The sequence below is a fragment of the Kitasatospora sp. NPDC057940 genome (assembly GCF_042887425.1).
GTDB lineage: Bacteria > Actinomycetota > Actinomycetes > Streptomycetales > Streptomycetaceae > Kitasatospora.
The window spans coordinates 40,629-66,406 of the sequence record NZ_JBHVPH010000009.1; the positions used below are offsets into that span (position 1 = coordinate 40,629).

At 73.0% G+C, this 25,778-nt stretch carries 20 protein-coding genes, 1 tRNA gene, 1 other RNA gene and 1 riboswitch; of the genes, 19 read left to right on the forward strand and 3 right to left on the reverse strand.

Annotation, left to right across the window (positions count from 1 at the left end):
* Nucleotides 1-310 precede the first annotated feature (310 nt).
* The 3 genes from ACFVTF_RS16610 (at nt 311) to prfB (ending at nt 4,902) form a co-directional block, all read left to right on the forward strand.
* The gene (locus tag ACFVTF_RS16610; RefSeq protein ID WP_387814166.1) at nt 311-2,221 is read left to right on the forward strand and encodes a serine/threonine-protein kinase; all 1,911 of its coding nucleotides are present in this window, start codon (nt 311-313) and stop codon (nt 2,219-2,221) included.
* Nucleotides 2,222-2,449: 228 nt separating this feature from the next.
* Nucleotides 2,450-3,709 (forward strand): serine/threonine-protein kinase, encoded by a 1,260-nt coding sequence (locus tag ACFVTF_RS16615; protein WP_371518637.1) that lies wholly within the window; start codon nt 2,450-2,452, stop codon nt 3,707-3,709.
* A gap of 80 nt (nt 3,710-3,789) precedes the next feature.
* Nucleotides 3,790-4,902, forward strand: coding sequence for a peptide chain release factor 2 (prfB, locus tag ACFVTF_RS16620; RefSeq protein WP_387814168.1), 1,113 nt, complete (start codon nt 3,790-3,792; stop codon nt 4,900-4,902).
* A gap of 67 nt (nt 4,903-4,969) precedes the next feature.
* Here the strand turns inward: prfB and ACFVTF_RS16625 are convergent, their stop codons facing one another.
* A complete protein-coding gene (locus tag ACFVTF_RS16625) occupies nt 4,970-5,164 on the reverse strand; it encodes a hypothetical protein (protein ID WP_363370334.1) in 195 nt (64 codons plus the stop codon).
* Nucleotides 5,165-5,513: 349 nt separating this feature from the next.
* On the opposite strand from ACFVTF_RS16625, the gene ftsE reads away from it, so the two are divergent.
* The 8 genes from ftsE (at nt 5,514) to ACFVTF_RS16665 (ending at nt 14,454) form a co-directional block, all read left to right on the forward strand.
* Nucleotides 5,514-6,203, forward strand: coding sequence for a cell division ATP-binding protein FtsE (gene ftsE / locus ACFVTF_RS16630; protein WP_063349173.1), 690 nt, complete (start codon nt 5,514-5,516; stop codon nt 6,201-6,203).
* Between the two features lie 86 nt (nt 6,204-6,289).
* Entirely contained in the window at nt 6,290-7,201 is a 912-nt protein-coding gene (ftsX, locus tag ACFVTF_RS16635; protein WP_387814170.1) for a permease-like cell division protein FtsX, read from the forward strand.
* A gap of 110 nt (nt 7,202-7,311) precedes the next feature.
* Nucleotides 7,312-8,448, forward strand: a complete 1,137-nt coding sequence (locus tag ACFVTF_RS16640) for a S41 family peptidase (protein WP_387814172.1) — start codon at nt 7,312-7,314, stop codon at nt 8,446-8,448.
* Between the two features lie 43 nt (nt 8,449-8,491).
* Nucleotides 8,492-8,968: an SsrA-binding protein SmpB gene (smpB, locus tag ACFVTF_RS16645; protein WP_350881115.1), complete on the forward strand. Its 477-nt coding sequence runs from the start codon at nt 8,492-8,494 to the stop codon at nt 8,966-8,968.
* An 85-nt stretch (nt 8,969-9,053) separates the two neighbouring features.
* Nucleotides 9,054-9,435, forward strand: a transfer-messenger RNA (tmRNA) gene (gene ssrA / locus ACFVTF_RS16650).
* A gap of 128 nt (nt 9,436-9,563) precedes the next feature.
* Nucleotides 9,564-11,867, forward strand: coding sequence for a HelD family protein (locus tag ACFVTF_RS16655; RefSeq protein ID WP_387814174.1), 2,304 nt, complete (start codon nt 9,564-9,566; stop codon nt 11,865-11,867).
* Nucleotides 11,868-12,190: 323 nt separating this feature from the next.
* Nucleotides 12,191-13,663, forward strand: coding sequence for an NAD-dependent malic enzyme (locus ACFVTF_RS16660; RefSeq protein ID WP_371518644.1), 1,473 nt, complete (start codon nt 12,191-12,193; stop codon nt 13,661-13,663).
* Nucleotides 13,664-14,172: 509 nt separating this feature from the next.
* Nucleotides 14,173-14,454 (forward strand): HU family DNA-binding protein, encoded by a 282-nt coding sequence (locus ACFVTF_RS16665; protein ID WP_030059737.1) that lies wholly within the window; start codon nt 14,173-14,175, stop codon nt 14,452-14,454.
* 105 nt (nt 14,455-14,559) lie between these two features.
* On the opposite strand, the gene murA is transcribed toward ACFVTF_RS16665, so the two are convergent.
* Nucleotides 14,560-15,900, reverse strand: coding sequence for a UDP-N-acetylglucosamine 1-carboxyvinyltransferase (gene murA / locus ACFVTF_RS16670; protein ID WP_350881121.1), 1,341 nt, complete (start codon nt 15,898-15,900; stop codon nt 14,560-14,562).
* A 298-nt stretch (nt 15,901-16,198) separates the two neighbouring features.
* Between murA and ACFVTF_RS16675 the strand changes: the two genes are divergently transcribed.
* From ACFVTF_RS16675 to ACFVTF_RS16700, 6 genes are all read left to right on the forward strand, one after another.
* Nucleotides 16,199-16,783 carry a YqgE/AlgH family protein gene (locus ACFVTF_RS16675; protein ID WP_063349180.1) on the forward strand — a complete coding sequence of 195 codons (585 nt, stop codon included), beginning with the start codon at nt 16,199-16,201 and terminating at the stop codon, nt 16,781-16,783.
* Between the two features lie 61 nt (nt 16,784-16,844).
* Nucleotides 16,845-17,129 (forward strand): DUF3039 domain-containing protein, encoded by a 285-nt coding sequence (locus tag ACFVTF_RS16680; protein ID WP_371518646.1) that lies wholly within the window; start codon nt 16,845-16,847, stop codon nt 17,127-17,129.
* A gap of 129 nt (nt 17,130-17,258) precedes the next feature.
* The gene (locus ACFVTF_RS16685; protein WP_387814177.1) at nt 17,259-18,869 is read left to right on the forward strand and encodes a beta-N-acetylhexosaminidase; all 1,611 of its coding nucleotides are present in this window, start codon (nt 17,259-17,261) and stop codon (nt 18,867-18,869) included.
* A 310-nt stretch (nt 18,870-19,179) separates the two neighbouring features.
* On the forward strand, nt 19,180-20,046 hold the full coding sequence (locus ACFVTF_RS16690; protein WP_371522814.1) for a xanthine dehydrogenase family protein subunit M: 867 nt from the start codon (nt 19,180-19,182) through the stop codon (nt 20,044-20,046).
* Nucleotides 20,043-21,209 carry a 2Fe-2S iron-sulfur cluster-binding protein gene (locus tag ACFVTF_RS16695; protein WP_371518648.1) on the forward strand — a complete coding sequence of 389 codons (1,167 nt, stop codon included), beginning with the start codon at nt 20,043-20,045 and terminating at the stop codon, nt 21,207-21,209. The genes ACFVTF_RS16690 and ACFVTF_RS16695 overlap by 4 nt, the downstream gene beginning before the upstream one ends.
* Nucleotides 21,206-23,533 carry a xanthine dehydrogenase family protein molybdopterin-binding subunit gene (locus ACFVTF_RS16700; RefSeq protein ID WP_371518650.1) on the forward strand — a complete coding sequence of 776 codons (2,328 nt, stop codon included), beginning with the start codon at nt 21,206-21,208 and terminating at the stop codon, nt 23,531-23,533. Before ACFVTF_RS16695 ends, ACFVTF_RS16700 begins: the two co-directional genes overlap by 4 nt.
* Before the next feature lie 96 nt (nt 23,534-23,629).
* Here ACFVTF_RS16700 and ACFVTF_RS16705 read toward each other — a convergent pair.
* Nucleotides 23,630-23,701, reverse strand: a tRNA-Cys gene (locus tag ACFVTF_RS16705).
* Between the two features lie 85 nt (nt 23,702-23,786).
* A riboswitch (guanidine-III (ykkC-III) riboswitch) is annotated at nt 23,787-23,853 on the forward strand.
* A gap of 43 nt (nt 23,854-23,896) precedes the next feature.
* Here ACFVTF_RS16705 and ACFVTF_RS16710 point away from each other — a divergent pair.
* Both ACFVTF_RS16710 and ACFVTF_RS16715 read left to right on the forward strand, forming a co-directional pair.
* The gene (locus tag ACFVTF_RS16710; protein WP_350881126.1) at nt 23,897-24,211 is read left to right on the forward strand and encodes an SMR family transporter; all 315 of its coding nucleotides are present in this window, start codon (nt 23,897-23,899) and stop codon (nt 24,209-24,211) included.
* A gap of 106 nt (nt 24,212-24,317) precedes the next feature.
* Nucleotides 24,318-25,775 (forward strand): MFS transporter, encoded by a 1,458-nt coding sequence (locus ACFVTF_RS16715; RefSeq protein WP_387814180.1) that lies wholly within the window; start codon nt 24,318-24,320, stop codon nt 25,773-25,775.
* Nucleotides 25,776-25,778 lie beyond the last annotated feature (3 nt).

The window sequence follows — 25,778 nt, forward strand, 5'->3', positions numbered from 1 at the left end:
AGTGTCCATCCTGCCATCCGTCACGGACAGTCCGCGCACCGTACCGGATTTGACGATCTTGCGATCATCGCCATGGTGGAGGCGACGGAGGGTCAGGTCAACCGGTGCGGCGGGGGCCCCGTCGGCGGGCCCGCCGAACCCGTCCGGGAACTCCCCTAGGGGATGTCCCCCAACCCCTCCGGGATGGCCTGCCGGTCGCCCCAAAAACCTGAACGGACACCGTTAGAGTGGCCGCAGACACGGGCCCGGCAGGCTCACCGCACCGGCGGAGGAGCGCCCCGCACGGGCGGCACGACGAGGAGTGCGACAGGTGCGGCCAGTCGGCAGCAAGTATCTGCTTGAGGAGACCCTCGGACGGGGTGCCACCGGGACGGTCTGGCGCGGCCGGGTGCGCCCCGACGTCCAGGTGCCCGGCAGCGAGCCCGGGCAGCTGGTGGCGATCAAGGTGCTGCGCGAGGAACTGGCGGCCGACCCGGACGTCGTGATGCGCTTCCTGCGCGAGCGCTCGCTGCTGCTGCGACTGACCCATCCGAACATCGTCCGGGTCCGCGACCTGGTGGTCGAGGGCGAGCTGCTGGCCCTGGTGATGGACCTGATCGACGGCCCCGACCTGGCCCGCTACCTGCGTTCCAACGGCCCGTTCAGCCCGATCGCCGGCGCCCTGCTGATGGCCCAGGTCGCGGACGCGCTGGCGGCCAGCCACGAGGACGGGATCGTCCACCGCGACCTCAAGCCGGCCAACGTGCTGCTCGCCTCCACGGTGCTGGACGGCACCGAGCAGATGCACCCGATGCTGACCGACTTCGGCATCGCCCGCCTCGCCGACTCCCCGGGCATCACCCGCACCCACGAGTTCGTCGGCACCCCCGCCTACATCGCGCCGGAGTCCGCCGAGGGCCGCCCGCAGACCTCCGCGGTGGACGTCTACGGCGCCGGGATCATGCTGTACGAGCTGGTCACCGGCCGCCAGCCGTTCCAGGGCGACAGCGCGATCGCGCTCCTCCACGCCCACCTGGCGCAGGAGCCGCAGCGGCCCAGCACCATGCCCGAGCCGCTGTGGACGGTGATCGAGCGCTGCCTGCGCAAGGACCCGGCGCAGCGGCCGTCCGCGACCTCGCTGGCCGGCGCGCTGCGGGTGGTGGCGGCCGGCGTCGGGGTGCACGCCTCCCCGGCGGCGGTGGACGAGGCGCTCGCGGTCGGCTCGCTGCTGCTGCCGGACCCGCGCCCGACCTCCGTCCCGAGCGCGGGCGCGGGCGTCCCCGGCCTGTCGCCGGCGGCTCCGGCCGCCCCGCCGGCCCCGCAGTACGACCCGGCCGGGGCGACCCAGGTGATGGGCACCCAGCCGCCGCCCGCCCCGCCGTTCGGGGCCCCGGACCGCACCCAGGTGATGCCGCCCACCGTCGTGCCGCCGCCCCCGCCGGGCGCTCCGGGCACTCCGGGCGTCCCGGGGGAGGAGACGCCGCACCCGTGGCAGACGCAGCTGCGGGCGGCCCGGGACCGCAACCAGCAGACCCAGGTCGGCTACTTCGGCCCGGAGGACTTCGAGGACCCGCAGGTCGCCCCGCGGCCCTTCCAGGCCGGGCCGGGCGGTCGCCCGGGCTACCAGCCGCAGCAGCCGCCGCCCGGCTACCACCCGGACCAGCGGCGCCAGGGCCCGCCGCCGCCCGGGTACGCCCAGCGGCCGCCGGTGGCCCCGCCGCCCTACCAGGGAGGTCAGGGCTACCAGGCCGGGCAGACCGGCCACGGCGGCCAGCCGCAGCCCGGGCCCGGTGGACGCCCGCAGCCGCCCGGCGGCTACCGGCCGGCCCCGGCCGCGTACGGACAGTCGCAGGGCGGCTACCCGCCGCCGCCCCCGCCCACCCCGGTCCCGCGCCGGGCCGAGCCGCCGCAGCACCGCGAGTCCCCGCAGCACCGCGAACCCCCTCAGCACCGTGAGCCCCCGCAGCGTCGGGAGGAATCGCAGCGTCGGGAGGAGCCGCGCGAGCAGGACCGCCGCGAGCCCGCCCCGTCGCGCGAGCGGCGCCAGCGCAGCCGCAACCGGATGTACATCCCCGGGCTCGGCTGCCTCAAGGGGTGCCTGGTGGTGCTGGTGGTGCTGGTGGTGGCCGGGTTCGCGCTGTGGAACTTCACGCCGCTGCCGCACTACTGGGACAACGTCCAGGGCTGGTTCAACACCGTGCGCGACTGGGCGGACGCCCTGTTCGGCAGTTCGAAGAACTGACGCCGGGCCAGGCCCCGCCGCGCGGGGCCGTCCGGTCCAGGACCGGTTCCGCGCGGCGAGATTGACGATTTGTCGACAATTCGTGAGATTTCTCGCCCGAGACTGCCCGCCCAGGGCCCTCGGGCGGCCCGCGCGGGGCGCCGGGGCGCGTAGGTTGGTCGCTGTTGTCCCGCCCCACCGAGCGCACCGGACCCCCGGGCGCGCTCCCGCGCCGCCCACGGAGCAGCATTGGCACGCAAGATCGGCAGCCGGTACACCGTCCACCAGGTGATCGGCCGGGGTTCGGCCGGGACGGTCTGGCTCGGCGAGGGGCCCGACGGCCCGGTGGCGGTCAAGCTGCTGCGCGAGGACCTGGCCGCCGACCAGGTGCTGGTCGGCCGCTTCGTCCAGGAGCGCGCCGCGCTGACCAGCCTCGACCACCCCCGGGTGGTCGGCGTGCGCGACATGGTCGTGGACGGCAGCGACCTCGCCCTGGTGATGGAGCTGGTCCAGGGCACCGATCTGCGCTCCCGGCTGGAGCGCGACGGCGCGCTCCCGCCGCAGACCGCCGCCTCGGTCATCGCGGACGTCGCCGACGGCCTGGCCGCCGCGCACGCCGCCGGCATCGTCCACCGCGACGTCAAGCCGGAGAACGTCCTGCTCGACCTCGCCGCCGCCCCGGGCCCCGGCGGCGCCCCGCGCGCCAAGCTCACCGACTTCGGCGTGGCCCGCCTGGTCGACGCCCCGCGCCGGACCCGGGCCACCCGGATCATCGGCACCCCCGACTACCTCGCCCCGGAGATCATCGAGGGCCTGGAGCCGCGCGCCGCCGTCGACATCTACGCCCTCGCCACCGTGCTGTACGAGCTGCTGGCCGGGTTCACCCCGTTCGGCGGCGGCCACACCGGCGCGGTGCTGCGCCGGCACGTCACCGAGCAGGTGCCGCCGATCCCCGGTCTGCCGGACGGGCTGTGGCGGATCATCTCCGAGTGCCTGGCCAAGGCCCCGGCCTCCCGGCTGCGGGCCGCCGAGCTGGCCGCCCGGCTGCGCGAGCAGCTGCCCTCGCTGGCCGGCCTTCCGGTGCTGGCCGTCCCCTCCCAGGGCCGTGCCCCGGCGGAGGAGGCGCTGCCCCCCGGTGAGGCCGTGTACGCCGAGGTGGACGCCGGCCCGGGCATCCACAAGCGCCGCCGGGGCCCGGCCGTCCCGCTGGTGCCCGGCGTCGCCCCCGACTCCACCCGGGACACCCACACCAGCCTGCGCCGCCCCTCCGCGGGCGAGCTGGCCGCGTACGCCGCGGAGTCCCGCGCCCAGCGCACCGCCCCGGGCACCGGGCACCGCCGGGACCGGCAGGCGCTGCTGCGCCGCCGCCGGCTGCTGGCCGTCCTGCTGGCCACCGTCCTGCTGCTGGCGGGCGCCGCCGCGGCCTGGACGGCCTTCGCGGCCACCGCCCCGGACGCCGGCCACCCGGCCCGCCCGGCGGTGTCCGGCACGGCCCCGCGGGCGCCGTAGAAGGCCGTCGGGCGGGTGCCGCGGGAGCCGGAGGACCCCGGTGTCGTCATGACCACCCCCGGAACCATTACCCTGGGGGCGTGGCAGCCGTCGATCCTTCCGAAGAGCTCAAGAACCTCGAAACGACCATGGGGTCGATCGAGGCCGTCCTCGACCTGGACAAGATCCGGGCCGACATCGCTGTCCTGGAGGAGGCGGCAGGCGCCCCCAACCTGTGGGACGACATCGCGAACGCGCAGAAGGTGACCAGCCGGCTCTCCTTCCTCCAGGGCGAACTGCGCAAGTTCGAGGGCCTGCGCAGCCGTATCGACGACCTGGGCGTGCTGTTCGAGCTGGCCGAGGCCGAGGACGACGCGGACACCCGGGTCGAGGCCGAGTCCGAGCTCGTCTCCCTCCAGAAGGCGGTCGAGGAGCTGGAGGTCCGCACCCTCCTGTCCGGCGAGTACGACGCCCGCGAGGCGCTGATCAACATCCGCGCCGAGGCCGGTGGCGTCGACGCCGCCGACTTCGCCGAGCAGCTGATGCGCATGTACCTGCGCTGGGCCGAGCGGCACGGGTACCCCACCGAGGTGTACGACACCTCGTACGCCGAAGAGGCCGGCATCAAGTCCGCGACCTTCACGGTCAAGGCGCCGTACGCCTACGGCACCCTGTCGGTCGAGCAGGGCACCCACCGCCTGGTCCGCATCTCGCCCTTCGACAACCAGGGCCGCCGGCAGACCTCCTTCGCCGGCGTCGAGGTGCTCCCGGTCGTCGAGCAGGCCGACCACGTCGACATCGACGAGGGTGACCTGCGGATCGACGTCTACCGTGCCTCCGGCCCCGGCGGCCAGGGCGTCAACACCACCGACTCGGCGGTGCGCATCACGCACCTCCCGACCGGTGTCGTGGTCTCCTGCCAGAACGAGCGCTCGCAGATCCAGAACAAGGCGTCCGCGATGAACGTCCTCCAGGCGAAGCTGCTGGAGCGGCGCCGCCAGGAGGAGCGGGCGGCGATGGACGCGCTCAAGGACAGCGGCAGCTCCTGGGGCAACCAGATGCGCTCCTACGTGCTGCACCCGTACCAGATGGTCAAGGACGTCCGGACCGAGTACGAGGTCGGCAACCCGCAGGGCGTGCTGGACGGCGACATCGACGGCTTCATCGAGGCCGGCATCCGCTGGCGCAAGCAGCGCGAGACCGCCGCGCAGTAGGCGCCGACAGACGGAACAGGGCCCCCGACCGCAGTGGTCGGGGGCCCTTTCGTGTGCCTCGGTGGGTTCAGGCCAGGGCCTGCCGGGCGATCAGCGCCACCGCGAGCAGACCGGCCAGCAGGGCCAGCAGCATCGCGGGGGAGAGCGCCGCGAACGGGCCCTGCTGCTCCTGCAGCCGGGCCCGGTTGGCGCGGCAGACCGCGCAGCGCCCGTCACTCACGCGGCCGTTGCAGTTGGCGCACACCAGATGGTCGCAGGTCATGCGATCTCCTCCTCGCTGCTACAGCCAACGCACCGGACGGGGCTTTGGTTCCTCTTCTTGCCCTGTGCGGGGGAGCGCCCGAACACGGACGCCACCTCCACTCTGCCAGGTTCTGACGGTTCCGGCTCCCGGGCTGTGAGATGCCTCCCAATTTTCGGGGCATAACCAGACATTCTCCCCCAGATTTCGACGGCTGTCCTGGGCGGCCCCTGCGCGCCGACCGCCGATTCGCGTATGGTCCCAGACCGGGAGCGGCCCTTTCCGCTCCCGCCACCCGCCCCAGGGCCGGGCGCCCGGGGTGGACCGACCGAGGACTGGCGCCGCCTAGGATGGCCTCCGTGATGCAGCCGTGATCAGATTCGACAACGTCTCCAAGACCTATCCCAAGCAGAACCGTCCCGCCCTGGACAACGTCTCGCTGGAGATCGAGAAGGGTGAGTTCGTCTTCCTGGTCGGCTCGTCCGGCTCGGGCAAGTCCACCTTCCTGCGCCTGTGCCTGCGCGAGGAGCGCCCCTCCACGGGCGAGGTGCACGTGCTGGGCAAGGACCTCGGCAAGCTGTCCAACTGGAAGGTGCCGCACATGCGCCGCCAGCTGGGCACCGTCTTCCAGGACTTCCGCCTGCTGCCCAACAAGACGGTCGCGCAGAACGTCGCCTTCGCCCTCGAAGTGATCGGCAAGCCCAAGAGCGCCATCAACAAGGTGGTGCCCGAGGTGCTGGAGCTGGTCGGCCTCGGCGGCAAGGAGGACCGCATGCCGGGCGAGCTCTCCGGTGGTGAGCAGCAGCGCGTGGCGATCGCCCGCGCGTTCGTGAACCGTCCGATGCTGCTGATCGCGGACGAGCCCACCGGCAACCTCGACCCGCAGAACTCGGTCGGCATCATGAAGCTGCTCGACCGCATCAACCGCACCGGCACCACGGTGCTGATGGCCACCCACGACCAGGCCATCGTCGACCAGATGCGCAAGCGCGTCATCGAGCTCGACAAGGGGCTGCTCGTCCGCGACCAGGCCCGCGGCGTCTACGGATACCAGCACTGACCGACCGGCGCAGCCGGCGCTGAACCCGTAGGGCCGTCCGCCCGCGTCGCCAGACCAGCAGTACCGACCCTGGAGTTGTTACCCGCATGCGTGCCCAGTTCGTCCTGTCGGAGATCGGTGTGGGTCTCCGCCGCAACCTGACGATGACCATCGCGGTCGTGGTCAGTGTCGCGCTCTCCCTCGCCCTGGCCGGTTCCTCGCTCCTGGTCCGCGACCAGGTGAACTCCATGAAGGGGTACTGGTACGACAAGGTCGAGGTGAGCATCTACTTCTGCACCAAGTCGGACGCGCGCAACTCGCCGCAGTGCGACAAGGGTGCGGCCACCGACCAGCAGGTGCAGGACATCAAGGCCCAGCTGGACAAGATGGACTCGGTGGTCCAGTCGTCGACCTTCGAGAGCTCCGCCGAGGCGTACAAGCACTGGAAGGAGATGAACCCGGACAACCCGCTCATCTCCGTCCTGGGCCCGGACGCGATGCCGCAGTCCTGGCGGGTCAAGCTGAACGACCCGACCAAGTACGACGTCATCCAGAGCGCCTTCGCCGGCAAACCCGGCGTCAAGTCGGTGGAGGACCAGCGGAAGATCCTGGAGAACCTGTTCGGCCTGCTCAACGGCCTCCAGACGGCGGCCTTCGTGATCATGGTGCTGATGCTGTTCGTCGCCCTGCTGCTGATCGTCAACACCGTCCGGGTGTCGGCGTACAGCAGGCGGCGCGAAACCGGCATCATGCGCCTGGTCGGTGCCTCGAACTTCTACGTCCAGATGCCGTTCATCGCCGAGGCCGCGTTCTCCGCGCTGCTCGGTGCGGTGATGGCCTCCGGGCTGCTGGTCGGCGGGCACTTCTTCGTCCAGAACTGGCTGGCCGACCGGGTGCAGTTCATCCACTTCATCGGCCTCGGCTCGGTGCTCGCGGTGATACCGCTGCTGATCGTGGTCGGTATGGGCATGGCCGGCGTGGCGGCGTTCTTCACGCTGCGCAAGTACCTCAAGGTCTGACCACCTCCGGCCCCGGCGGCCCCGGACGGCACTGCGCCGTCCGGGGCCGCCGTCGTTTCGGCCGCCGTTGTGGCCCGTCGCGCCCGACGCGGTGTCTACACTCCGGTGCCATGCTGGAAACTCCGCGCAGGGCACGTCAGGTGGCCACTCTCAGCCTGGTGTTCGGCGTCGTGCTGATCGCCGGTGCCGCCACCGGCGCCTGGGGCGACCCGCCGCGGCGCCCGGCCGCCGGTGCCGCCCCGGTCGCGGGCGCCGTCCCGGGCCCCCCGGCGGACCCGGCCGGCACCGCCCTGTCCGAGCAGCAGGCCGAGCACCTGCTCGGGGCCAACGGCGACCGCTGGGGCGCCTACTACAGCGCCCAGGAGTACGCCGCGTTCAGCCAGGGACTGGACGGCCGCTACCTGGGCGTCGGGCTCTCGGTCGGCCGCGGCCAGGACGGCGTCACCGCGGTCTCCCAGGTCGCGCCCGCCGGGCCCGCCGCCACGGCCGGGATCGAGGCCGGCGACCGGCTGCTGCGGATCGACCAGGACCAGGCCGACCACCTGCCGGTCACCGAGGTGGTGGCCCGGCTGCGCGGGCGCGACGGCGAGCGCGGGGTGGGCTCCGAAGTCACCCTCGCCGTGCGGCGCGGTGCCGGCGAGGTCCGCGAACTGCGGCTGCGGCGAGCTCTGTTGGACAGCCAGCAGGTCACCGCCGAGCAGCTGGAGAAGGGCGTGCTGCGGATCGCCGTGCGGGCCTTCACCAGCGGCGTGACCGATCAGGTGCGCGCCGCGCTGCGCGCCCCGCACGCCGGTGTGGTGCTCGATCTGCGCGGCAACTCGGGCGGGTTGGTCGAGGAGGCCGCCGGCACCGCCGGGATCTTCCTGGACGGCGGAGCGGTCGGCTCGTACCAGGAGCGCGGCGAGACCCGGGAGTTGACCGCCCCGCCCGGGGGCGACCAGCGCACCCCGCTGGTGGTGCTGGTCGACGGCGGCACGATGAGCGCCGCCGAACTGCTCACCGGTGCGCTCCAGGACCGCAGCCGCGCCGTGGTGGTGGGCTCCCGGACCTTCGGCAAGGGCACCGTCCAGCAGCCCAGCCGGCTCGCCGACGGCGCCGTCCTGGAGCTGACCGTCGGCCGCTACTACACCCCGGCCGGCCGCTCCCCGGAGGGCACCGGCCTGACCCCGGACGTCCCGGCGGCGGCCGGCGAGGACGCCGACGCGCTCGCCCTGCGGGTGCTGGCCGGGCTCGGCACCCGGGCCTAAAGGGGCTGCCCCGAACCGGCCGAAGTGCGAGAATGGCCGCGCTATGGCAAAGGAAACCGGACAGAAGCTGATCGCGCAGAACAAGAAGGCGCGACATGAGTACACGATCCTCGACACCTACGAGTGCGGCCTCGTGCTCACCGGTACGGAGGTGAAGTCACTGCGCGAGGGGCGGGCCAACCTGGTCGACGGCTACGCCTACATCCAGAACCACGAGGCCTGGATCGACAACGTGTTCATCCCCGAGTACACCCAGGGGACGTGGACCAACCACGCGGCCCGGCGCAAGCGCAAGCTGCTGCTGCACCGACTGGAGATCCGCAAGATCGAGAGCACGGTCCGCGACGCGGGCCACACGCTCGTCCCGCTCTCGCTGTACTTCAAGGACGGCCGGGTGAAGCTCGAACTGGCGCTCGCGGTCGGCAAGAAGCTGTACGACAAGCGGCAGACGCTGCGCGAGAAGCAGGACACCCGCGAGACGGCCCGTGCGGTGGCGGCCGCCCGGCGGCGCCAGCGTTAATCCGCTGGACCCTCACCCGCCGCCTCGCGTACTATGGCGGCAGCAACACGGACGGTCACCGTCCGGCTGTTTCTCAACAAAACATGGGGATGATCGGTTTCGACAGGGGATGTTGAAACAGGGGAAGCGAGCCGAGGAACGCGGCAATGATCTCGTTAACCACGTGTCGCAAAAAAATAATCGCCAACTCTAAGCGCGATTCCCAGCAGTTCGCTCTCGCTGCCTAATAAGCACCGATAGCGCTTGGGTGTCAGACCGGGGAGTTCCCGACCCGGACCCTGGCATAATCTAGGGAACTCAACCGTCCACCCGGGCTGCGAGGGTGGATGGGAAATCAAACAGCAGCTGGGCCTGTTGGCGGCTTGTCCGTGTGACTGCCAGGGCCGAGAAAATCACAGCGGACTGCGCTCGGAGAAGCCCTGAATTAACTCCACTGGACCCGGGTTCGATTCCCGGCATCTCCACCACCCCATGTTGACAGTGAAGGCCGTCCACCGCTTTGCGGTGGGCGGCCTTCACGTTTACCCCGGTTGGGGCGTAGGATCATCCGTCCGCTCGTTTTCCGGAGCCGGATTCCGCCGCTACCACCGAGGCCATGCAGAGCAACACGGACACCACCGCCGCCACCGACCGCGAGACCGTGCGCGAGCGCGAGATCGCCGGTGAGCAGCAGCACCTCGACACCGTCTACCGCCGGCTGGAGGAGAAACTCGCCGAGGCCGAGTACATCCTGGAGGACGCCGCCAAGCGGGTCCACGTCGGCACCCCCGGCGCGCTCGCCGAGCGCGACGCCCAGGTCTACCGGGCCGGCGCCCACCTCCAGCGCCTGAACAACGAGTTCGAGGACTTCCTGTTCGGCCGGATCGACCTCCAGCGGGCGGACGCCCCGGAGGAACACGGCATCCCCTCCGACACGCCGCTCGACCCGGCCGACCCGGCCGTCGCCGAGACCCTGCACATCGGCCGTCTCGGCGTGCTGGACGCCGAGTACGGTCCGCTGGTGATCGACTGGCGGGCGCCCGCCGCCGCGCCGTTCTACCGCGCCACCCCGGTCGAGCCGGGCCGGGTGGTCCGCCGCCGGGTGATCCGCTCCAAGGGGCGCCGGGTGATCGGCGTCGAGGACGACCTGCTGCGTCCCGACCTCACCCCGACCCTGAACGGCCGGGAGCTGGCGGTGGTCGGCGACGGCGCACTGATGGCCTCGCTCGGCCGCGCCCGCAGCCACTCGATGCGCGACATCGTCTCCTCCATCCAGAAGGAGCAGGACGAGGTGATCCGGGCGGCCGCCGCCGGCGCCACGCTCGTCACCGGCGGCCCGGGCACCGGCAAGACCGCCGTCGCCCTGCACCGCGCCGCGTACCTGCTGTACCAGGACCGCCGCCGCTACGCCGGGGGCATCCTGGTGGTCTCGCCGACCCCGCTGCTGGTCTCCTACACCGAGGGCGTGCTGCCCTCGCTCGGCGAGGAGGGGCAGGTCGCCATCCGCGCGGTCGGCTCGCTGGTGGACGGCATCGAGGCGGGCACCTACGACAGTCCGGAGGCGGCCCGGGTCAAGGGATCGGGCCGGATGGTGCAGCTGCTGCGCCGGGCCGCCCGGGCCGCGCTGGAGCTGGGCGCGCCGCAGGAGCTGAAGGTGGTCGCCCGCGGCGAGGTGCTCAAGCTGGACGCGGGCCGACTCAAGGCCGTGCGCGGCAACGTGATCGGCTCCGGCGGCACCCCGCTGAACCTGCTGCGCCCGCGCGCCCGCCGCCTGCTGCTGGACGCCCTGTGGCAGGAGGCCACCCGGCACCTGCCGAAGCCGACCGACCACTACGCCCGCGAGCAGCGCCAGGAGGAGAAGGAGTCCTTCGACGAGTACGTCTCGGACGAGGCGCCGTTCCTGGACTTCCTGGACGCCTGGTGGCCCGCCGTGACCCCGCGCCGGGTGCTCGGCACGCTCAAGCAGCACCGGCACATCAACCGGATCGCCCGCCGCGCCGTCTCCCCGGACGAGGCGAGGCTGCTGGCGGCCTCCTGGCGCCAGCTGTCCCCGAACGGCGAGGGCGCGCTGTCCGCGCACGACGTCGCGCTGGTGGACGAGCTCCAGGTGCTGCTGGGCGAGGCGGCCCGGCCGAAGGTGCGCGAGGTGGACGCGGTGGACCTGCTGAGCGGGCTGGAGGAGGTCACCACCTTCGCCGACCGCAGCTCCCGCCAGCGCGAGCGCGTCCCCGTCGAGCGCACCGAGTACGCGCACGTGATCGTGGACGAGGCGCAGGACCTCACCCCGATGCAGTGGCGGATGATCGGCCGCCGGGCCCGGATGGCGACCTGGACGATCGTCGGCGACCCGGCGCAGTCCTCCTGGCCGTTCCCGCAGGAGGCGCAGGCCGCGCTGGACGAGGTGCTGTCCGGCAAGCCGCGCCGCCGCTTCACGCTGACCGTCAACTACCGCAACCCGGCGGAGATCGCCGAGGTCGCGGCCAAGGTGCTGGCGCTGGCCGCGCCGGGCACCCCGTCGCCGACCGCGGTGCGCCGGGTCGGCGTCGAGCCGCGCTTCGCGGCCGTCGTGGATCCCGCCCCGGAGGCCTTCGGCGCGGCGGCCCGGGCGGAGCTGGAGCGGCTGCTGGCCGAGGTGGACGGCACCGTGGCGATCGTGGTGCCGATGGACCGCCGGGCCGAGGCGGCCGGCTGGGCCGAGGGCCTGGGCGAGCGGGCGGTGGTGCTGGGCAGCCTGGAGGCGAAGGGCCTGGAGTACGACGCGACCGTGGTGGCCGACCCGACCGGCATCGCCGGCGAGTCGGAGGCCGGCCTGCGGGTGCTGTACGTGGCGCTCACTCGGGCGACCCAGCGGCTGACCGTGCTGTCCGGTCCGGACGACCTGCCGGACGCGGCCGGCGTGCCCGCGCTGCTGCACGGCTGACGGCCGGTCCGCCGGACGAAGAAGGCCCCTCACCGGATGGTGAGGGGCCTTCAGACGTTAGTGACACCGACCCGCCATGCTCGCCTCGCGGCAAGTGGTCCCTCGAAGGGACGAAGGTTGGGCCCGGGGGCTTGGATCGAGCCGGTGTCCCGTCCAATGTAACGCATCGGCCCGGAGAGGCAAGAAGTTGTCGGGTCCGCACACTCAATGAACGTTATTTCTGGCTACCCCTTGGAAGGTGCGACGATCGAGGTCTAGCATGCGCAGGCGATGCCTTCAACAAAATGTTGAACCTGCCGCACGGACGGAAGAAGGAAGCGTCGATGGCGACGGTGCCCAGTGTCTCCAACTCGATCACGGTGCGGCTGGAGGTCCCGGCCCGGGGCAACGCCGTCAGTGCGATCACCACGGCCGTGGAGTCCTCCGGCGGTTCGGTGACCGGTCTCGACGTCACCGCCTCCGGCCTGGAGGCGCTGCGGATCGACGTCACGGTGGCGGCCTCCTCGGTCGCGCACGGCGAGGAGATCGTCGAGAAGCTGCGGGCGATCGACGGCGTGTCGATCGGCAAGGTCTCGGACCGCACCTTCCTGATGCACCTCGGCGGCAAGATCGAGATGTCGTCCAAGCTCCCGATCCGCAACCGTGACGACCTCAGCATGATCTACACCCCGGGTGTCGCCCGGGTCTGCATGGCGATCGCCGAGAACCCCGAGGACGCCCGCCGCCTCACCATCAAGCGCAACAGCGTCGCCGTGGTCACCGACGGCTCGGCGGTGCTGGGCCTGGGCAACATCGGCCCGGCCGCCGCGCTGCCGGTCATGGAGGGCAAGGCGGCCCTGTTCAAGCGCTTCGCCGGGATCGACGCCTGGCCGCTCTGCCTGGACACCCAGGACACCGACGAGATCGTGGCCATCGTCAAGGCGATCGCCCCCGGCTTCGCGGGCATCAACCTGGAGGACATCTCCGCGCCGCGCTGCTTCGAGATCGAGGCCCGGCTGCGCGAGGCCCTGGACATCCCGGTCTTCCACGACGACCAGCACGGCACCGCGATCGTGGTGCTGGCCGCCCTCACCAACGCGCTGAAGGTGGTCGGCAAGGAGATCAGCGACATCCGGGTGGTGATGTCGGGCGCCGGCGCCGCCGGTACCGCGATCCTCAAGCTGCTGCTGGCGGCCGGCGTCGAGCACGCCACCGTGGCGGACGTGCACGGTGTGGTCCACCAGGGCCGGGAGGACCTCAACGACAGCCTGCGCTGGATCGCCGAGCACACCAACCGCTCGGGCCGCACCGGCAGCCTCAAGGAGGCCGTGGCGGACGCCGACGTCTTCATCGGCGTCTCGGCCCCGAACGTCCTGGACGGCGACGACCTGGCCACCATGGCCGAGGACTCGATCGTCTTCGCGCTGGCCAACCCGGACCCGGAGGTCGACCCGGCCATCGCCCGGCAGACCGCCGCCGTGGTCGCCACCGGCCGCAGCGACTTCCCCAACCAGATCAACAACGTGCTGGTCTTCCCGGGTGTCTTCCGCGGCCTCCTGGACGCCCAGAGCCGCACCGTCAACACCGAGATGATGATCGCCGCCGCCCGGGCGCTGGCCACCACCGTCGCCGACGACGAGCTGAACGCCAACTACATCATCCCGAGCGTCTTCCACAAGGACGTCGCCAAGACGGTCGCCTCGGCGGTGCGCGAGGCGGCGCTGGCGGGCGTCCAGGAGAGCACGGAGCCGGCCCGTCCGACCCCGGGCATCGTCGGCACGCTCGACGCCTCCTCGTTCCCCACCGTCAAGCTCTGACCGGCGAGGCGACCGACGTGTCGCTGATCGGTCAAATGTCCGAATAGCGGCCTTACCCGCCCGAGCCCGCCCCGAACCCTTGCGACACAAGGGCGAGGGGCGTGTTTGGGCTTGTCGTGCCTAGGGCGTACGGTAGCCCTGCACGGGGCAGGCGTGTCCGACAAGTACGGAACGTCCCCCTGGTCTTCCGGCGCGTCGTCCCGACCGCCGCCCGGGCCCGGTCCGCCGGAGCCGACGGAGCGTCACACCTCCAACGGGTGGGGTTCGTTCGGGTGTCGTGGCCGGGGCCCGATTGGCTTTCTCGGGGCCGGTCGGGGCAGGATTCGTATCCAGGCAGGCGGACGGGCCTTCGACGGCACCGGCGCGCGGCATCGGGTACGGACCCGGCCTGCGACCACGCATTGCCTGCATGAGCACAGTGTGCGGACCTGCGGCCTATCCGGGTGCCCCCCGGTGGGAGTACCGATGGGCCCCCGCACACCGCAAGCGAACAGACCACAGGAGTACACATGAACCGCAGTGAGCTGGTGGCCGCGCTGTCCGAGCGCGCCGAGGTGACCCGCAAGGACGCCGACGCCGTTCTGGCCGCCTTCGCCGAGATCGTCGGCGAGGTCGTCGCCAAGGGCGACGAGAAGGTCACCATCCCCGGTTTCCTGACCTTCGAGCGCACCCACCGCGCCGCCCGCACCGCCCGCAACCCGCAGACCGGTGAGCCGATCCAGATCGCGGCCGGCTACAGCGCCAAGGTGAGCGCCGGCTCCAAGCTGAAGGAAGCCGCCAAGGGCGCCTGAACCACCCCTTGAACGCCCGAGAGGCCGGGCTCCCCTGCTGGGGAGCCCGGCCTCTCGTCGTGGGCCTACAGGCCCGCAGGCCCGTAGGCCCGTAGGCCCTGCTGGTCAGGCGTCGACCAACTGCTCGGACGGCAGCTCGACGTGGGCGCCCAGGTCGCGCAGCTTGTCCATGAAGTTCTCGTAGCCGCGGTTGATCAGGTCGATGCCGTGCACGGTCGAGGTGCCCTCGGCCGCCAGCGCCGCGATCAGGTACGAGAAGCCGCCGCGCAGGTCGGGGATGACCAGCTCGGCGCCCATCAGCTTGGACGGGCCGGAGACGACCGCCGAGTGCAGGAAGTTGCGCGCGCCGAAGCGGCACGGGGTGGCGCCCAGGCACTCGCGGTACAGCTGGATGTGTGCACCCATCTGGTTGAGCGCGCCGGTGAATCCGAGCCGCGACTCGTACACCGTCTCGTGGACGATGGACAGGCCGGTGGCCTGGGTCAGGGCGACGACCAGCGGCTGCTGCCAGTCGGTCTGGAAGCCCGGGTGCACGTCGGTCTCCAGGGCGATCGCCTTGAGCTCGCCGCCCGGGTGCCAGAAGCGGATGCCCTCGTCCTCCACCTCGAAGGCGCCGCCGACCTTCCGGAAGGTGTTCAGGAAGGTCATCATCTCCAGCTGGCGGGCGCCGCGGACGTAGATGTCGCCCTTGGTGGCCAGCGCCGCGCAGGCCCAGGAAGCGGCCTCCAGACGGTCCGGCAGCGCGCGGTGGGTGTAGCCGCCCAGCTCGTCGACGCCGGTGATCAGGATGGTCCGGTCGGTGCCCAGGGTGATGATCGCGCCCATCTTCTGCAGCACGCAGATCAGGTCGACGATCTCCGGCTCGATGGCCGCGTTGCGCAGCTCGGTGACGCCCTCGGCGAGGACGGCGGTGAGCAGCACCTGCTCGGTCGCGCCGACCGAGGGGTAGGGCAGCTCGATCTTGGTGCCGCGCAGGCGCTGCTGGGCGACCAGGTAGGTGCCCTGCGGGTGCTTCTCGATGGTGGCGCCGAACTGGCGCAGCACCTCGAAGTGGAAGTCGACCGGGCGGCCGCCGATGTCGCAGCCGCCCAGGCCCGGGATGAAGGCGTGGCCGAGGCGGTGCAGCAGCGGGCCGCAGAACAGGATCGGGATCCGCGAGGAGCCGGCGTGCGCGTCGATGTCGGCGACGTTCGCACTCTCCACGTGCGACGGGTCGAGGATCAGCTCGCCGTCCTCGTCGCCGGTCCGCACGGTGACCCCGTGCAGCTGGAGCAGTCCGCGGACCACCTTGACGTCGCGGATGTCCGGGACGTTGCGCAGTCTGCTGGGGCCCTGGCCGAGGAGGGCGGCGACCATGGCCTTGGGCACCAGGTTCTTCGCACCGCGGACGCGGATCTCGCCTTCGAGCGGGTTTCCGCCGTGGACCAGCAGGACGTCGTCGGTCATCGTTCTCGCAATCCGGGGTGCCAGAGGAGTGGGAAGGCTCCGGTAGAGAGCCGGTGGTGGACCGGTTGGTACGGGCGCGCTCGGGCCCCCGGCAAAACCGAGTCGGCACCGTAAAGGGCGTCCACCATCCGTAGATGGTAGTGGGCGTGCCGATGGTTCCCGTGAGCCTCTCCCGTGATGGTCCTCTCTCCGGGCTCGCTCCCGCCCGCCGGAGGGGCCGTTCGGGTGTTTGTCCGGCGTGGCGGGGTTTCGATCGTTGAGGTGTCCGACCCCGGCCGTTCTGCGGGATCATGTGGGCATGACGGCGGCCCACTCGCACGCAGGACGGTCCCACACCGGCCGTCTGCTCGTCGCGACGCCCCTGCTCACCGACCCGAACTTCGCCCGGGCGGTGGTGCTGCTCCTCGACCACGACGTCGAGGGGGCGCTCGGCGTGGTCCTCAACCGGCCGACGCCGGTCGAGGTGGGCAGCGTGCTGGACGGCTGGGGGCGGCTGGTCGGGCAGCCCGCCGTGGTCTTCCAGGGCGGACCGGTGGCGCTGGACTCGGCGCTCGGCCTCGCCGTGGCGCCGGGGGAGCCGGGCACCGGCGAGCCGCTCGGCTGGCGGCGGGTGCACGGCGCGATCGGCCTGGTGGACCTGGAGGCGCCGCCCGAGGTGCTGGCCGGCGAGCTGGGCGCGCTGCGGATCTTCGCCGGGTACGCCGGCTGGTCGCCGGGCCAGCTGGAGACGGAGCTGGGGAGCGGCGCCTGGTACCTGGTGGACTGCGAGCCGGGGGACATCTCCAGCCCGGAACCGGAGCGGCTGTGGCGCTCGGTGCTGCGCCGCCAGCGCGGCCCGCTGGCGCTGCTCGCCACCTATCCGGACGACCCGACGCTGAACTGACGTACGGGCCGCCGTCGCGATACTGGCCGGGTTTCGCGGGGCGCCCATAGACTTGGCACCTATGAGCACTCTTGAGCCCGAGCGCGGCCTCGGCACCGGCACCCTGGTCGAGCCCGTCCCCCAGGTGTCCCACGGGGACGGCGACCACGAGCGCTTCGCGCACTACGTCCAGAAGGACAAGATCATGGAGAGCGCGCTCTCCGGCTCGCCCGTGGTGGCGCTCTGCGGCAAGGTCTGGGTGCCCGGGCGCGACCCGAAGAAGTACCCGGTCTGCCCGATGTGCAAGGAGATCTACGACGGCATCGGCAAGCCGCAGGGCGGCGACGACAACAAGGGCGGCAAGTAGCACCGACCGCCGCGGGCCGGTGCCCGGCGCCGTAGCGCACGGTGTGGTTGTGCACAGCGCCGTTTTGCATAGTGCCGCGTTTCCGAAGTGGTCTATGCCAGTCGTCCGGGGCGGGGGCAGGATGTCGGAATGGACCTCATTCCCGTGCCTTCGAGTGCCGTCCGCCGCCCGGACGAGGACTTCCCCCTCGACGACGCCACCACGCTGACCGCGCCGCCCGGGCTGGCCGACGCCGAGCGGTGGCTGCGCACCGCGCTGTCCGCGGCCACCGGGCTGCCGCTCGGCCCGGGCCTGCCGGGCACGGGCATCGAACTCGTCCAGGACGACGCGCTGGCCGCCGAGGCGTACCGGATCACGGTGCGCCCCGGCCACGCCCTGATAGCCGCGGGCGGGCCGGCCGGTGCGCTGTGGGGCGCGCAGACCCTGCGCCAGCTGCTCGGCCCGGACGCCTTCCGCCGTTCCCCGCTGCGCGGCACCGGCTGGGTGCTGCCCGGCGCGGACATCGAGGACGCCCCCCGGTTCGGCTGGCGCGGTGCGCTGCTCGACGTCGCCCGGCACTTCCTGCCCAAGTCGGACGTGCTGCGCTTCGTCGACCTGCTGGCCGCGCACAAGCTCAACGTGCTGCACCTGCACCTGACCGACGACCAGGGCTGGCGGGTGGAGATCAAGCGCTACCCCGGCCTGACCGAGCGCGGCGCCTGGCGGGACCGCTCGATGGTCGGCTACCGGGCCGGCCAGCGCCGCGACGACCGCCCGCACGGCGGCTACTACACCCAGGACGACCTGCGCGAGATCGTCGCCTACGCGGCCGCGCGCGGGGTCACCGTCGTCCCGGAGGTGGACCTGCCCGGGCACACCCAGGCCGCCGTCGCGGCCTACCCCGAGCTGGGCAACACCGACGTGGTGGACACCGCGGCGCTCGGCGTCTGGACGGACTGGGGCGTCAGCCACAACGTGCTCAACGCCTCCGAGGACACCCTGCGCTTCTTCGAGGGCGTGCTGGAGGAGGTCCTGGACCTCTTCCCGTCGGAGTTCATCCACCTCGGCGGCGACGAGTGCCCCAAGGAGCAGTGGAAGGACAGCGCGGCCGCCCAGGCGCGGATCCGCGAGCTCGGCCTGGCCAACGAGGACGAGCTGCAGAGCCACGTGATCCGGCACTTCGACCGCTGGCTGGCCGAGCGCGGCCGCCGGCTGATCGGCTGGGACGAGATCCTGGAGGGCGGGCTCGCCCCGGGCGCCGCCGTCTCCTCCTGGCGCGGGTTCGGCGGCGGGATCGCCGCGGCCAAGGCCGGGCACGACGTGGTGATGTGCCCCGAGCAGCACGTCTACTTCGACCACCGGCAGGCCGACGGCCCGGACGAGCCGATCCCGGTCGGCTTCGTGCGCACGCTGGAGGACGTGTACCGCTTCGAGCCGGTGCCCGGGCAGCTGGACGAGACCGCCGCCCGGCACGTGATCGGCACCCAGGCCAACCTGTGGAGCGAGTTCATGGACAGCGCCCGGGACATCGACTACCGGGCCTTCCCCCGGTTGGTGGCCTTCGCCGAGGTCGCCTGGTCCGACCTGCCCACCGATCCGGCCGCGCGCGACTACGCCGGCTTCCAGCACCGGCTGGAGACGCACCTGAAGGTGCTGGACGCGCTCGGCGTGGAGTACCGCCCGGCGGACGGCCCGCACCCCTGGCAGCGCTGGCCCGGGGTGGCCGGCCGGCCGATCGAGGGCCCGCCGCCGGTGCGCTGAGCGCGATGGACTCGCCCTGACGGGAACTTCTGAGTGGTCATCTGACGTCAAGAACAGATGAACATCTGCCCTGGTCCGGTTCGGGCCGGGGCAGATACCGCCCGGTATCCGTCCCAATCGGGCAGTCCCGTTCACCTGCCCCGAAATGATCATCGAGCATTGTGTGCCAGAGTTGCCCAACCCGGCCCGATCGCCCGTACCCTACGGGCCAGGCCGGGCTGCTGACGCGGACACCACGGCCGAAGGCCGCGGGCGGCAGCCGATCGATGAGCAAGTGGAGCACGGTGGGACCCAGGTGAACCGGACGATCATGCTGCCGGCCTCCCTCGACGAGGCCGTCGACGCGCTGGCCGCCACCCCGGCCGCGGTACCGGTGGCCGGAGCCACCGACCTGATGGAAGCCGTCAACGCCGGACGGCTACGCCCCGCCGCCCTGGTCGGCCTCGGCCGGATCACCGAACTGCGCGGCTGGCGCTACGAGGACGGCGGCACCGCCGTCCTCGGCGCCGGACTCACCCACGCCCGGATGGACCGCCCCGACTTCGCCGCGCTCATCCCCGCGCTCGCGGACGCCGCCCGCACCGCAGGCCCGCCGCAGGTCCGCAACGTCGGCACCCTCGGCGGCAACATCGTCACCGCCGCCCCGGCCGGCGACACCCTCCCGGTGCTCACCGCCCTGGAGGCCAGCGTCACCCTCGCCCGGGCCGGCGCCAGCCGCGAGGTGCCGGTCAGTCACCTGCTCACCGGCCTCGACCCGGTGCGCCCCGGCGAACTCCTCACCTGGGTGCGCGTCCCGCTGCTGCACGCCCCGCAGGTCTTCCTCAAGGCCACCGGCCGCAGCGGCCCGGCCCGCGCCACCGCCTCCGTCGCGCTGGTCCTCGACCCCGCCCGGCGCGCCGTGCGCTGCGCGGTCGGCGCCGTCGCACCGGTGCCGCTGCGCCCGCTGGAGGCCGAGGCCTGGGTCGCCGGCTGCATCGACTGGGACGGCAGCCGGGAGATCGACCCGGCCGCGACCGCCGCCTTCGGCGAGTACGTGGCCACCGCCTGCGTCCCCGACAGCTACGGCGCCGAAGGCGCCTGGGAGGCCGTGACCGAGGGGCCGAGCGCGGCCGCCATCCGGCTGCGGCGTACCGTATCGGTGCTGGCCCGACGGGCACTGGGAAGGGCGCTGAAGTGACCACAGACCCCATCGAGACCCTCGACGCCGACCCGCTCGGCCTCACCCCGCAGGTCAGCCGCGAGCTGCGCCCGTGCGCCTCCTACACCTTGCGGGTCAACGGTTTCGAACGGCCCGTCACCGACGCCTGGATCGGCGAGAGCCTGCTCTACGTGCTGCGCGAGCGGCTCGGCCTGGCCGGCGCCAAGGACGGCTGCGAGCAGGGCGAGTGCGGGGCCTGCTCGGTGCAGGTGGACGGCCAGTTGGTGGCCGGCTGCCTGGTGCCCGCCGCGCTGGCCGCCGACAGCGAGATCAACACCGTCGAGGGCCTGTCGGCCGCCGGCGGCGCGAGCGACGTCCAGCAGGCGCTGGCCGAGTCCGGCGCGGTGCAGTGCGGCTACTGCACCCCCGGCATGGCGATGGCGGTGCACGACCTGCTCCAGCGCAACCACCGCCCGACCGAGGTCGAGGCCCGCCAGGCGCTCTGCGGCAACCTCTGCCGCTGCACCGGCTACCGCGGCGTGCTGGCCGCCGTCCAGAGCATCGCCGACGCGCGCGCCGAGGACGTCGAGGAGGCGGAGGAGACGGCCTCTCCGGCCGCCGCCCAGACCGCCGCCCCGGCCGCGGGACAGCCCGCCGAACAGCCCGCCGGGGAAGCCGCCGCCGGACCGGAGCCGGCCGCCGAACCGCCGGTCTACGCCGACGCCGACGCCTGGATCGAGCACGTCCCGCAGCCGCCCGCCGAGCAGCCCCCGGCCGGCACCGACCAGCCGTACGGCGACGGCCAGGGCGGCTACGACACCGGCGTGTACGACACCGCCGTCCTGACGCCGGTCCAGGGCATCCCCGCCCAGACCGCCGACGACCAGGTGTACTACCCGCCCCAGGGCTACCCCGAGCAGCCGTACCAGGGCACCCCCGCCCACGGCACCTACGTGCCCGGCGGCTACCCGCAGCAGAACGGCTACGACGCCGGGTACGACGCCCCGGTCTACGAACCCACCCCCGCGCACGGCACGCCGCTGCCCGGGGCCGCCTTCGACGGCACGCCCCCGCACGGCACGCCGTACGTCGCCACGCCCCCGCACGGCGCCCCGGCCGGCGGCACCGCCCCGGCCGGCGTCCCGTACGGCGCCACCCCCGCCCACGGCATCCGGCTCCCCGAGGACGACCACGCATCATGACGTCGCCTACCGACATCGGCGCAGCACTCCAGCAGGACGGCGGCGAGGGCGGTGCACCGGAGCCGTTCGGCCTGGGCAGCTCACCGCTGCGCAGCGACGCGCTGCCCAAGGCGCTCGGCATCTACCCGTACGCGGCCGATCTGTGGGCCGAGGGGCTGCTCTGGGGCGCGGTGCTGCGCTCGCCGCACCCGCACGCCCGGATCAGGGGCATCGACACCGCGGCCGCGCTCGCGCTGCCCGGCGTGCACGCCGTGGTCACCGCCGCCGACCTGCCGCCCGGCCCGGACGGAAGCCCGGACGGCGCCCCGGCCGGGCCGATCGTCGCCGACCGGCCGGTGCTGGCCGCGGGCGTGGTGCGCCACCACGGCGAGCCGATCGCCGCGGTGGCCGCCGACCACCCGGACACCGCCCGGCTGGCGGTCGGTCTGATCGCGGTCGACTACGAGCCGCTGGAGGCCGTCACCGACCCCGAGCAGGCCTTCACCGCCCCGTCGCTGCACCCGGACGGCAACCTGTTCCGCCACCTGCCGCTGCGCACCGGGGACCCGGACGCGGCCGGCGAGATCATCATCGAGGGCCTCTACCAGGTCGGCCGTCAGGACCCGGCCCCGCTCGGCGCCGAGGCCGGGCTGGCCGTGCCGCGCCCGGACGGCGGCGTCGAACTGCACCTGTCCTCCACCGACCCGCACGGCGACCGCGACCGCACCGCCGCCTGCCTCGGCCTGGAGCCCGACCGGGTCCGGCTGGTGGTCACCGGCGTGCCCGGGGCCACCACCGACCGCGAGGACCTCTCCTTCCAGGTCACCCTGGCGCTGCTGGCGCTGCGCACCGGCCGCCCGGTGAAGATGACCCTCACCCGCGAGGAGTCCTTCCACACCCACCCCTCGCGCCACCCCGCGCTGCTGCGCTACCGCCACCACGCCGACGCCGAGGGCACCCTGGTGAAGGTCGAGGCGCAGATCCTGCTGGACGGCGGCGCGTACGCGGACGTCTCCGCCGAGGCGCTGGCCGCCGCCACCGCGTTCTCGGTCGGCCCGTACGTCTGCCCGAACGTCTTCGTGGACGCCTGGGCGGTGCGCACCAACAACCCGCCGGCCGGGCGGATGCGCGGCGAGGGCGCGTTGCAGGCCTGCTTCGCCTACGAGTCGCAGCTGGACCAGCTGGCCGCCCGGATCGGCGTGGACCCGGTGGAGATCCGCCGCCGCAACGCGATGTCCACCGGCGACCCGATGCCCACCGGACAGGCCGTCACCTGCCCGGCGCCGGTCGGCGCGCTGCTGGAGGCCGTCGCGGCCGAGCCGCTGCCGGCCCTGCCGGTGGACGACCCGGACGCCGAGTGGCTGCTGCCGGGCGGGCCCGGTGGCGCCGGCGACCCGGCGGCGGTGCGGCGCGGGATCGGCTACGCCGTCGGCATGGTGCACATGCTCGGCGCCGAGGGCGAGGACGAGGTCTCCACCGCCACCGTGCGGGTCAGCGGCGACCACGCCACGGTGATCTGCGCGGCCGTCGACTCCGGGCAGGGGTTCGCCACGCTGGCCCGGCAGATCGTGCAGACCGTGCTGGGCGTCAGCGAGGTGTACATCGCGCCGGCCGACAGCGACCAGTCCATCGCCGGTCCCTCCGCCCGCGGCCGGCACACCTGGGTCTCCGGCGGCGCCGTCGAGCGCGCCGCGCTGATGGTCCGCCACCAGCTGCTCCAGCCGATCGCCGCCAACTTCGGGATGTCGGTGGAACTGCTGCAGATCGCCGACGGCAAGATCACCTCGTACGACGGGGTGCTCGGCATGCCGGTCGCCGAGGCGCTGGAGGGCAAGGAGCTCTGGGCGACGGCCCAGTGCCGCCCGCACCCCACCGAGCCGCTGGACGAGTCCGGGCAGGGCGACGCCTTCGTGTCGATCGCGTTCTGCGCGATGCGCGCGGTGGTGGACGTGGACATCGAGCTGGGCGCCGTCCGGGTGGTCGAGATGACGGTCGCCCAGGACGTCGGCCGGGCGCTGAACCCGCGGCAGATCGAGGACCGGATCGAGGCGGGCGTGGCCCAGGGCGTCGGCCTGGCGCTGCTGGAGGACCTGCGCACCGAGGGCGGCGTGCTGCTGAACCCCTCGCTCACCGGCTACCGGCTGCCCACCGCGCTGGACACCCCGCAGGTGCGGATCGCCGCCCTGCTGGAGGAGCGGGACGTGGTCGCCACCTTCGGGGCCAAGGCGGTCAGCGCCGCCCCCGCGGTGGTCGCCCCGGCGGCCGTGGCCGCCGCCGTCCGGGCGGCCACCGGCCTGCCGGTCGGCCGGCTGCCGATCCGGCCGGAGGACGCGGTCGCGGTCTGACGGCCGGGGGCGGCGGTTTCGGCCGACCGCCCCGGAAATACCGTAAACAGGAATTGCCGGTCGACGGAATGTCGACCGGCAATTCCATTTCCGGCGAGGCCATGACGGGAATCGAACCCGTGTACACCGCTTTGCAGACGGTTCCCTAAGCCACTCGGGCACACGGCCAGTGAATTCATAGTGGCGGAATGCGCGGGGGGCCGTCAACGGCGGAATGTAAATTCTGTATGGCGGCTTGTGCTACGGTCGGAACCAGGTGGCCGGTCGCCCGGCCGCCCCGGACGAGCGCGTCGTACCCGGTGACGACAAGACGGCGCAGTTCAGCGGCAATCCGGCCGCTGTGGACTGCGGAGGTAGGCCGTCATGGCATGGCTCGTTCTGATCATCTCGGGTGTCCTGGAGACCGTGTGGGCGGTGGCCCTGGAGTCGTCCAAGGGCTTTTCCCGGCTCACCCCCAGCCTCGTCTTCGGTGTGGCCCTGCTGCTGAGCATGGGCGGGCTGGCGTACGCGATGCGCACCATTCCGATCGGCACCGGCTACGCGGTCTGGGTCGGCATCGGCGCGGTCGGCACCGCGCTCTACGGCATGGCCGTCCTGGGGGACGCGGTGACGGCGGCCCGGATCGGCTGCCTGCTGCTCATCGTCTCCGGCGTGGTCGGCCTGAAGGTGCTCCACTGACCTCCGCCTGAGCTTCCCCCTGACCCTGGTCCTAAGCCCTGCGGACTAGCTGATCACCGACTCGGGTCAGGGGTCATGAAGCTAGACGGCCCTTACGATGTTACGTATGACCACTGCCTCCCCCACCTCGGTCGACTCCGCCTCGATACCCTCCGAACCCGACCCCGGTGGCGGGGTCCTCAGCGGCCGCTACCGCGCTCTGACGCTGGGGATCGTGTCGGTGGTCCTGGTGATCGCCTTCGAGGCGACCGCCGTCAACACCGCGATGCCGACCGCGGCCCGCCAGCTGAACGGCATCGGGCTGTACGCCTTCGCCTTCTCCGGATACTTCACCACCACGCTGTTCGCGCTGGTCGTCTCCGGGCAGTGGTGCGACCGGCGCGGGCCGATGCAGCCGCTGTTCACCGGCATCGCGGTGTTCGGCGCGGGACTGGTGGTGGCCGGGACGGCGCCGGGCATGTGGGTGTTCGTGGCCGGGCGGGCGATCCAGGGCCTGGGCGGCGGGCTGGTGATCGTCGCGCTGTACGTGGTGGTCGGCCGGGCCTTCCCGGAGCGGCTGCGGCCGGCGGTGTTCGCGGCCTTCTCCTCGGCCTGGGTGCTGCCCTCCATCGTCGGGCCGCTGGTCTCCGGCGCGATCACCCAGCACCTCGGCTGGCGCTGGGTGTTCCTGGCCGTGCCGGTGCTGATCCTGCTGCCGCTGGCCGTGATGGGCCCCGCGCTGGCCCGCTCCGAGCGGGAGCACCCGGTGGCCAGGGGCGCGGAGTTCGACCGCCGGCGCACCCTGCTGGCCGCGATGGCGGCGCTCGGTGCCGGCCTGCTGCAGTACGCGGGCGGGCGGCACGACCTGATCGGGCTGCTCCCCGGGGTCGTCGGGGCGGCGCTGCTGGTGCCGGCCGTCCTGGGGCTGCTGCCCCGGCGGACGCTGCGGGCCGGGCGGGGGCTGCCGGCGGTGATCCTGCTGCGCGGACTGGCGGCCGGGGCGTTCCTCGGGGCCGAGGCCTTCGTCCCGCTGATGATGACCACCGAGCGCGGCCTCTCGCCGACGATGTCGGGGCTCACCCTGACCAGCGGCGGGCTCACCTGGGCGCTGGGCTCCTGGTTGCAGGGGCGGCCGGGGGCCGAGCGCTACCGCGAGGCGATGATCCGGGGCGGGTTCGTGCTGACCGCGGTGGCGATCGCGGGCGCCGCGCTGGTGCTGGTCCCGGCGGTGCCGGCCTGGGTGGCGGCGGTGGCCTGGGGCGTCGGCGGCATCGGGATGGGACTGACCGTCGCGAGCGTCAGCGTGCTGATGATGAAGCTCTCCGCGCCGGAGGACGCCGGGGTGAACTCGGCGGCCCTGCAGATGAGCGACGCGCTGGGCAACGTCCTGCTGACGGGCCTGGCGGGGGTGATGTTCGCGGTGCTGGGCGGCGGCTCGCTCGCCGCCGCCCACGAGGGCGCCGGGGCCACCGCCTCGGCCGGGGCCACCGGGTCGCCCGCGGCGTTCGCGGTGATCCTGCTGGCCATGGCCGGCGTGGCGCTGCTGGGGGCGCTGCTCGCCGGCCGGGTCCGGGTCAGGTCCTGAGGG

Excerpts from the sequence above, each read along its gene's own strand:
- ACFVTF_RS16625 (WP_363370334.1), bottom strand. The coding sequence starts at position 5,164 with ATGACCTGCGACCATCTGGTGTGCGCCAACTGCAACGGCCGCGTGAGT.
- ftsX (WP_387814170.1), top strand. The coding sequence starts at position 6,290 with ATGCGTGCCCAGTTCGTCCTGTCGGAGATCGGTGTGGGTCTCCGCCGC.
- ACFVTF_RS16640 (WP_387814172.1), top strand. The coding sequence starts at position 7,312 with ATGCTGGAAACTCCGCGCAGGGCACGTCAGGTGGCCACTCTCAGCCTG.
- smpB (WP_350881115.1), top strand. The coding sequence starts at position 8,492 with ATGGCAAAGGAAACCGGACAGAAGCTGATCGCGCAGAACAAGAAGGCG.
- ACFVTF_RS16655 (WP_387814174.1), top strand. The coding sequence starts at position 9,564 with ATGCAGAGCAACACGGACACCACCGCCGCCACCGACCGCGAGACCGTG.
- ACFVTF_RS16660 (WP_371518644.1), top strand. The coding sequence starts at position 12,191 with ATGGCGACGGTGCCCAGTGTCTCCAACTCGATCACGGTGCGGCTGGAG.
- ACFVTF_RS16665 (WP_030059737.1), top strand. The coding sequence starts at position 14,173 with ATGAACCGCAGTGAGCTGGTGGCCGCGCTGTCCGAGCGCGCCGAGGTG.
- murA (WP_350881121.1), bottom strand. The coding sequence starts at position 15,900 with ATGACCGACGACGTCCTGCTGGTCCACGGCGGAAACCCGCTCGAAGGC.
- ACFVTF_RS16675 (WP_063349180.1), top strand. The coding sequence starts at position 16,199 with ATGACGGCGGCCCACTCGCACGCAGGACGGTCCCACACCGGCCGTCTG.
- ACFVTF_RS16680 (WP_371518646.1), top strand. The coding sequence starts at position 16,845 with ATGAGCACTCTTGAGCCCGAGCGCGGCCTCGGCACCGGCACCCTGGTC.
- ACFVTF_RS16685 (WP_387814177.1), top strand. The coding sequence starts at position 17,259 with ATGGACCTCATTCCCGTGCCTTCGAGTGCCGTCCGCCGCCCGGACGAG.
- ACFVTF_RS16690 (WP_371522814.1), top strand. The coding sequence starts at position 19,180 with ATGCTGCCGGCCTCCCTCGACGAGGCCGTCGACGCGCTGGCCGCCACC.
- ACFVTF_RS16700 (WP_371518650.1), top strand. The coding sequence starts at position 21,206 with ATGACGTCGCCTACCGACATCGGCGCAGCACTCCAGCAGGACGGCGGC.
- ACFVTF_RS16710 (WP_350881126.1), top strand. The coding sequence starts at position 23,897 with ATGGCATGGCTCGTTCTGATCATCTCGGGTGTCCTGGAGACCGTGTGG.
- ACFVTF_RS16715 (WP_387814180.1), top strand. The coding sequence starts at position 24,318 with ATGACCACTGCCTCCCCCACCTCGGTCGACTCCGCCTCGATACCCTCC.